This window comes from Chroococcidiopsis sp. (assembly GCF_051657925.1).
GTDB lineage: Bacteria > Cyanobacteriota > Cyanobacteriia > Cyanobacteriales > Chroococcidiopsidaceae > Chroococcidiopsis.
In genome coordinates this window covers 1-6,149 of the sequence record NZ_JBOFLP010000082.1, presented here as the reverse complement: position 1 = coordinate 6,149, position 6,149 = coordinate 1, and the positions used below count along the sequence as shown (strand labels likewise).

General features: G+C 43.7%; 10 protein-coding genes and 1 pseudogene. 7 read left to right on the top strand and 4 right to left on the bottom strand.

The genetic code is table 11. The features are described from left to right. Both ACRC32_RS06335 and ACRC32_RS06330 read left to right on the top strand, forming a co-directional pair. A pseudogene (locus ACRC32_RS06335) lies at window positions 1-488 on the top strand (restriction endonuclease); the annotation flags it as partial. Window positions 489-518: 30 nt separating this feature from the next. Next, window positions 519-803: a SemiSWEET family sugar transporter gene (locus ACRC32_RS06330; protein WP_438553191.1), complete on the top strand. Its 285-nt coding sequence runs from the start codon at window positions 519-521 to the stop codon at window positions 801-803. Between the two features lie 52 nt (window positions 804-855). Here the strand turns inward: ACRC32_RS06330 and ACRC32_RS06325 are convergent, their stop codons facing one another. The 3 genes from ACRC32_RS06325 to ACRC32_RS06315 all read right to left on the bottom strand — a co-directional run bounded on the left by ACRC32_RS06325 (window position 856) and on the right by ACRC32_RS06315 (window position 2,268). Continuing rightward, entirely contained in the window at window positions 856-1,164 is a 309-nt protein-coding gene (locus ACRC32_RS06325) for a TMEM14 family protein (protein WP_438553190.1), read from the bottom strand. Window positions 1,165-1,341: 177 nt separating this feature from the next. Continuing rightward, window positions 1,342-1,977: a (2Fe-2S) ferredoxin domain-containing protein gene (locus tag ACRC32_RS06320; RefSeq protein ID WP_438553189.1), complete on the bottom strand. Its 636-nt coding sequence runs from the start codon at window positions 1,975-1,977 to the stop codon at window positions 1,342-1,344. 48 nt (window positions 1,978-2,025) lie between these two features. After that, complete coding sequence (locus tag ACRC32_RS06315; protein WP_438553188.1) at window positions 2,026-2,268, bottom strand: Asr1405/Asl0597 family protein; 243 nt, start codon at window positions 2,266-2,268, stop codon at window positions 2,026-2,028. Between the two features lie 273 nt (window positions 2,269-2,541). Between ACRC32_RS06315 and ACRC32_RS06310 the strand changes: the two genes are divergently transcribed. The 5 genes from ACRC32_RS06310 to mutT all read left to right on the top strand — a co-directional run bounded on the left by ACRC32_RS06310 (window position 2,542) and on the right by mutT (window position 5,929). Continuing rightward, complete coding sequence (locus ACRC32_RS06310) at window positions 2,542-3,093, top strand: Dps family protein (protein ID WP_015155342.1); 552 nt, start codon at window positions 2,542-2,544, stop codon at window positions 3,091-3,093. Between the two features lie 664 nt (window positions 3,094-3,757). Then, a complete protein-coding gene (locus tag ACRC32_RS06305; protein WP_438553187.1) occupies window positions 3,758-4,714 on the top strand; it encodes an RNA polymerase sigma factor, RpoD/SigA family in 957 nt (318 codons plus the stop codon). A 59-nt stretch (window positions 4,715-4,773) separates the two neighbouring features. Then, window positions 4,774-5,010 carry a hypothetical protein gene (locus tag ACRC32_RS06300; RefSeq protein WP_438553186.1) on the top strand — a complete coding sequence of 79 codons (237 nt, stop codon included), beginning with the start codon at window positions 4,774-4,776 and terminating at the stop codon, window positions 5,008-5,010. Window positions 5,011-5,154: 144 nt separating this feature from the next. After that, on the top strand, window positions 5,155-5,499 hold the full coding sequence (locus ACRC32_RS06295; RefSeq protein WP_438553185.1) for a DUF760 domain-containing protein: 345 nt from the start codon (window positions 5,155-5,157) through the stop codon (window positions 5,497-5,499). A gap of 16 nt (window positions 5,500-5,515) precedes the next feature. After that, window positions 5,516-5,929: an 8-oxo-dGTP diphosphatase MutT gene (mutT, locus tag ACRC32_RS06290; RefSeq protein ID WP_438553184.1), complete on the top strand. Its 414-nt coding sequence runs from the start codon at window positions 5,516-5,518 to the stop codon at window positions 5,927-5,929. 34 nt (window positions 5,930-5,963) lie between these two features. Here the strand turns inward: mutT and ACRC32_RS06285 are convergent. Beyond that, window positions 5,964-6,149 (bottom strand): ATP-binding protein (locus ACRC32_RS06285; protein ID WP_438553183.1); only part of this gene is annotated, 186 nt, incomplete at its 5' end.

Here is a 6,149-nt window from a genome sequence, read left to right as displayed (position 1 = left end):
AAATAGTTATATGTGATTGTTCTCCTGCTTTAGAACGCAACCCAAGAGAACTGATTGAGAAATTTGATTATTGTATTATTCCTACAACTTTGAATCCTCTAGGTATTAACAAACATGGAATCGTGATTCAAGATACAGTGCAAAAAATTAGAAATATTAATCAAGCCGCTCATCTGTTTGTTTTAGTTAATAACTTTAGAGACCCAGGAATTAGACGATTTAAGATTTTAAAAGAGTCATTCTTATCAGTCTATAAACATATTAGCCAGAACGATGAAAAGTTTCATTGCATCGATCCAGAACAAGTTTGCATTCGTACTAGCGACCAACTATACTACTGGGGAATCCATATTTTAGAAAATCCCGATAATCCATCGAGTGAATTAGCATTTCAGCTTATCGGTGGCAAGTGCTATCCGCGAGATGATTTTATTAGCTTAGTCGATTACATAGAAAGAGAAGCAGGGATCGGAATTCTGCGAGAATAATAGGGGACGTTGTAACTAGAACGCATAAACATGGAAGATTTTAATTTCATCACCCCTCTAGGACTATTTGCAGGAGTCCTGACAACGATCGCATATTTACCCCAGTTGATCAAAACCTGGAAAACGAAATCAGCTCACGATCTTTCTTGGAGTATGCTCATCGTTTTATGTACGGGAATCATTCTGTGGTTGATCTACGGCTTCTACGTACACGATATTCCTATCATCGCCGCCAACATCGTAACATTTATTTTTGCTGGAATGATTTTGATGCTGAAGATTCGCTATAAATCCGATCCTAGCGAAGAGAATTAACTTTGTCCAAATGTACCTCATAACCAATGTAGAGACGCACGATATAACGTCTCTACAAATTTTTCCACATAACTACCAACGCTGCTACACCTACAACAGTCATTAATCCTGCTGGCATGAATTTGCGTGTTTTTATCAGACGAGTAGTAAAAATAATAACTAATATTACTGTAACTATAGCAGCTAACCCGAGACCCCAGACCTGACCGAAAGAGCGCGCAACTCCTCCCAGAATCAGCAATAAACCGCTAGCAGTACCAGAAACCAGCGAAGCCTTACTCTGAGCTTGCTTATAGCCAATCGCGCCGCCAACTATGGCTAAAATCCCATACGCGATCGCCGCAACCACACCTGGATTCATTACCTGAAGATTCGTTCAATAATTTAACTATTATTTCATTTTGTCAAACATACAAACGTATATTTTTGTATCCCAGAGCAATTTACCATCTGTCAAGAATTTGCCATAAATTCTCCCAGAATCTAGTAGCGATCCTCCTCAAATTTACTTGGTAAATCTTTTCATTTAGCACGATTCTCAGCTAACAGGAAAAATTCGATTGCCAACTAATGCTAATTGCTGCACATTCTCATTATGAGAATTTTCATCTGCATTAAAATGCTTGTCAATCAATTCTGCAACCTGCTTGGTTTGTACGCGGGTATATCTAGTTTTATCGGGCATCACCACGACGTTTGGTCCAGCTTTGCACTGTTTAAGGCAACCAGTAGCTTTAATTTCTACTTCATTTTCCAAACCGCGCTCGTTCAAAGAGGCTTCTAATGCTTTACAAACTCCGTTTGCGCCCCGTTTCACGCAATCAGACTTCTGACACACTAAAATACTAGCTTTTGCTTTGGTTTGTCGTTTAACAGGCGTAGCAGGAGTCATAGCTGACGGTTGGAGATCGATCGCGATCACTCGTTCTGCCTTTAATTTGAGCGAATCTTTCTTATAGTCAAACTTTCTCTCACCAAAAATTTGTACTAAATCCCCTGGATTAAGGTTTAATTCCATAGATGAACGCAGATACTTGGGGAGTTTGACCCGATATTCACCTTCCACAGTGCTAATTTGCAAATATTTGCGCTTATAGCCATCTTCTAATTCAAATCTGAGAAATTTTCCCTCTAAGCTAAAAGCCGATACTTCTTTACCAAAGCGAATACTCATTGCTTTATCACCTTCGGATGAACGACAACCAATGCTCGATCTACGGTTTTACCAGCACTGTTTTAACCACCACACCAAATCTTGGCGAGATGCAGTGAATTGTCTCAAAACACTATTTAATTGAACTGCCGTTGTGGGATCGGCTATCTCAACTGTTAATGGCTGTCCGGCATCGCACCAACAAGGAATCTCTAACTCTTGTAAACGTTGATACACCTGCCATCTATCTGCCCATTTCACTTCCACAATTTCTCTAACTTCCGGTTCGCAACCTAACGGTTTCAACCCCATACCCTCCGACGCTCAAATTACATTTCGTCATCTTATTGCCGTGACTAGCCCGTGCTAGCTGCCGACAGTTTAACTTTACCCAATAGCATACTCTAAATGCAAATAATTCTCATGATATTTGCAAAAAATTTTCTTTAATAATGGGTTGTCTCAGCAGTCAAAAGCACTGAAAAACATAGCGATCGCGCTGTTTGAAGCTTGACGGGAGAGCGATAATGAAAGTGGCAGTGAGTTATCGATAACAGGATCACAACCAGCCAAGAGAGGAGAACCATGTCTGAGGCAACAATTCTACGGAACTTCGGTCAGGTATACGACAACCCTATTCTGCTCGATCGCAGTGTCACCACTCCTGTTTGCGAAGGATTAAATATTGCTCTTGCTAGCTTTCAGGGTTTGTACCTGCAATATCAAAAACATCATTTTGTTGTTGAGGGTGCAGAATTCTATATGCTGCACCAGTATTTCAGCGAAAGCTATGAAGAAGTCCAGGGACACGTTCACGATGTTGGCGAACGTTTAGATGGACTGGGTGGCGTACCCGTAGCTAGTTTTAGCCAACTCGCCCAGATGTGCTGCTTCGAGCCAGAACCAGACGGTGTTTTTGCTTGCCGTCAAATGGTAGAACACGATCTAGCGGCAGAACAGGCAATTATTGGGTTGATCCGTCGTCAAGCCGCTCAAGCAGAAAGTTTAGGCGATCGCGCTACCCGTTACTTATACGAGAAAATCCTACTCGAAACCGAAGAAAGAGCATATCACTTAGGGCATTTCCTCGCCCACGATAGCCTAACGCTAGGTTTTATGGGGAACGGCTCTAGGTAGGGGCGAGGAGTGAGGAGTGAGGGATGAGTGGTGTGGGAAGTGTGGGGTGTAGTGAGTGGTTAGTCATAACTACTGTCTTCACCGATCGCTGGTCACTGGTCACTGGTCACTGGTCACTGGTCACTGATAACTGCTCCCTACTCCCTGCTCCCTGACATACTTCAACCTAAGTCACTCAAAACGCAAAATATTAAAACATTTACTGTTTTTTGTCTCCTCTGATGCATTTATTAGTCAAATTACTAGTTAACTTTGACTAAAAAATGCGACTTTTGTGTGCGTGAAACAGTTTAACTTTGGAGTGCGAGCGCCCTGTGAGGGCAAGTCGCGGAGCTAACTCAGCTCTCAAGCTGAGACAGAAAATGCAGGCAGTGACAGTTTCCTCTCAGAAATGTTACAATTATTCATAGTGTAAAATGTTAATCTTAAGCGATCCAATGACTGATTGGAGGGTAGTAAAGCTGCTCTACTCGTAGAGACAGCTCTAAAATTAAATTTCTGCGAACAACTAGATGTTGTCCAATTCGTGTAACACTATAGCCTTCTGCTGTCTGGATATGTAACAGAAAAAGCTTGTCTCATCAGCAGAGGGCTTGGTAGTGAAATAAGTGTTACTCTTTTATTTCCACACAGCTGCTTACTACTGATAAAGAAACATAGCGCCATGAAAACCGCTCAGACAACCACTGACCTTGTACGTACTTACTTGCGTGAGATTGGTCGTGTTCCATTACTGACCCACGAGCAGGAGATTGTATATGGCAAGCAAGTGCAGCGACTCAGCAGCCTGTACGCGCTCCAAGAAGAGTTAGTTGCAAAGCTGGGGCGCGAACCAACCCTAGAAGAGTGGAGTGAAGCAGCGCGATTAGATAAAACAGCCTTATCTACAGCGATCGCCGAAGGAGAAATTGCTAAGCGCAGAATGGTAGAAGCTAACCTGCGACTAGTCGTCTCCGTCGCTAAAAAGTACATCAAGCGTAACGTAGACTTATTGGATTTGATCCAAGAAGGGACGATTGGGATGCAGCGGGGTGTAGAGAAGTTTGACCCCACTAAAGGTTATAGATTTTCTACTTATGCTTATTGGTGGATTCGGCAAGCAATCACACGGGCGATCGCTGAAAAAGGACGAACCATTCGCCTACCGATTCACATTACAGAAAAATTAAACAAAATCAAAAAAGCACAGCGTCAACTCTCTCAAAATCTAGGACGCGCCCCAAGTATTGTAGAGTTAGCTACAGCACTAGAACTCACGCCCAAACAGGTACGCGAGTATTTAGAAAGAGCGCGACTACCACTATCGTTAGATTTGCGGGTAGGAGACAACCAAGATACAGAATTGGGCGAACTATTAGAAGATACGAGTCTCTCCCCAGAAGAATTCGTGACTGAGTCCTGCTTATCTACCGATATTGAGAAGCTGATGGCAGATTTGACTCCACAGCAACGGGAGGTTTTATCATTGCGTTTCGGCTTAGCTGACGGACAAGCAATGACGTTAGCCAAGATTGGCGATCGCCTCAATATCAGCCGCGAACGGGTACGCCAAATCGAGCGCGAAGCCCTCACCAAGCTCCGCAAGCGTAAAGCAGACCTCGATCAGTATTTGGCTAGCTAGGGAGTCGGGAGTCGGGAGAAGAGAGAGTCGCTCAGATGTAGGGCGTAGACACCCGAAGGGTGGCTTCTCGGAGAATAGCCCTTCTCGTAGCCCGAAGGGCTTGCCGAAGGCTAGAATGGGAGAGTTGCCCAGCTGAGGGAGAAAAAAATTTAAAATCTCCACACCCCACACCCTACACCCTACACCCCACACCCGATTTATTACTAGTCACTGATAACTGTCAACTACAAATTACCCATTACCAACGACCAAGCACCGATAACCTCCGTTGTGGAGCAACAACCCTCCAAATTTAGTTCGGTTTTGCCACCTATCATATCCGCGCCTACCTGTTACATTAAATTTACATAAAGACGCTATTTGTCGGCTAAATTGTAAACAACACTAACAGCCAGTCGATCGGTTACAATTTGGCAACCGAACTGTAAGGGAGGTCATCAGTGAACGACTCATCACATCAAGTTTCCGAGTTTTTCCCAGGAGAATCAAAGGACAGCGATTCCTTATGGCAATACGTCCAGTCGCTAAGTCCAGAGGCTATTACTCAGCTATCCAAGCCTAGCTCTACTGAAGTATTACAGATGATCGAGCGTAATATCATCGGTATGTTAGGTAGTTTACCTGGAGAAAATTTCGGTATAACGATTACAACTAACCGTGAAAGTTTGGGTAGATTACTCGCTTCAGCAATGATTAGTGGTTATTTCTTACGCAATGCCGAACAACGCATGATGTTTGAAAAGTCCTTAGAAGCAACGGAAGTCATCGGGACAGAGCAGGAATAAGTAAAACAAACCGTCCATGACTTCAAAACCCATTTCAATTCCGCATAAAATTATCGGCGTGGGCGTTCTGTGGAACGCTCAACAACAAATTTTAATCGATCGCCGTCGCCCAGAGGGGGCAATGGGCGGATTGTGGGAATTCCCCGGCGGAAAATTGGAGCCAGGAGAGACGGTAGAAGAATGCATCAAGCGCGAACTGATGGAAGAGTTAGGGGTAGAAGTTGCAGTCGGCGATCGCCTCATCACTATCGAACACGACTACTCTCACTTGCGCGTAACGCTAGCAGTACACCACTGTCATTATTTGAGTGGAGTTCCTCAGCCGATCGAGTGTGCGGAGATCCGTTGGGTAACTCTAGATGAAATCGAACAATACAATTTTCCTGCCGCTAACGTGCAGATTATTGCTGCAATAAAAAATTATAAATAATGAGTAGGGGCGCACACGTGTGCGCTCCTACTCACTATAAAGAATAAACCGGCAGCGTGAAATGGAAACAACTGCCTCCATTGGGGGCTGAGTCTACCCAAATTTGCCCGTAGTGCGCTCTAATAATCCGTTGACATAAAGCTAAACCGATACCATAACCATCTTTAGCTTCATCGCGCTTGAGGCGAAACCGCTCTTCAAAGATGCGATCGTAATTTTC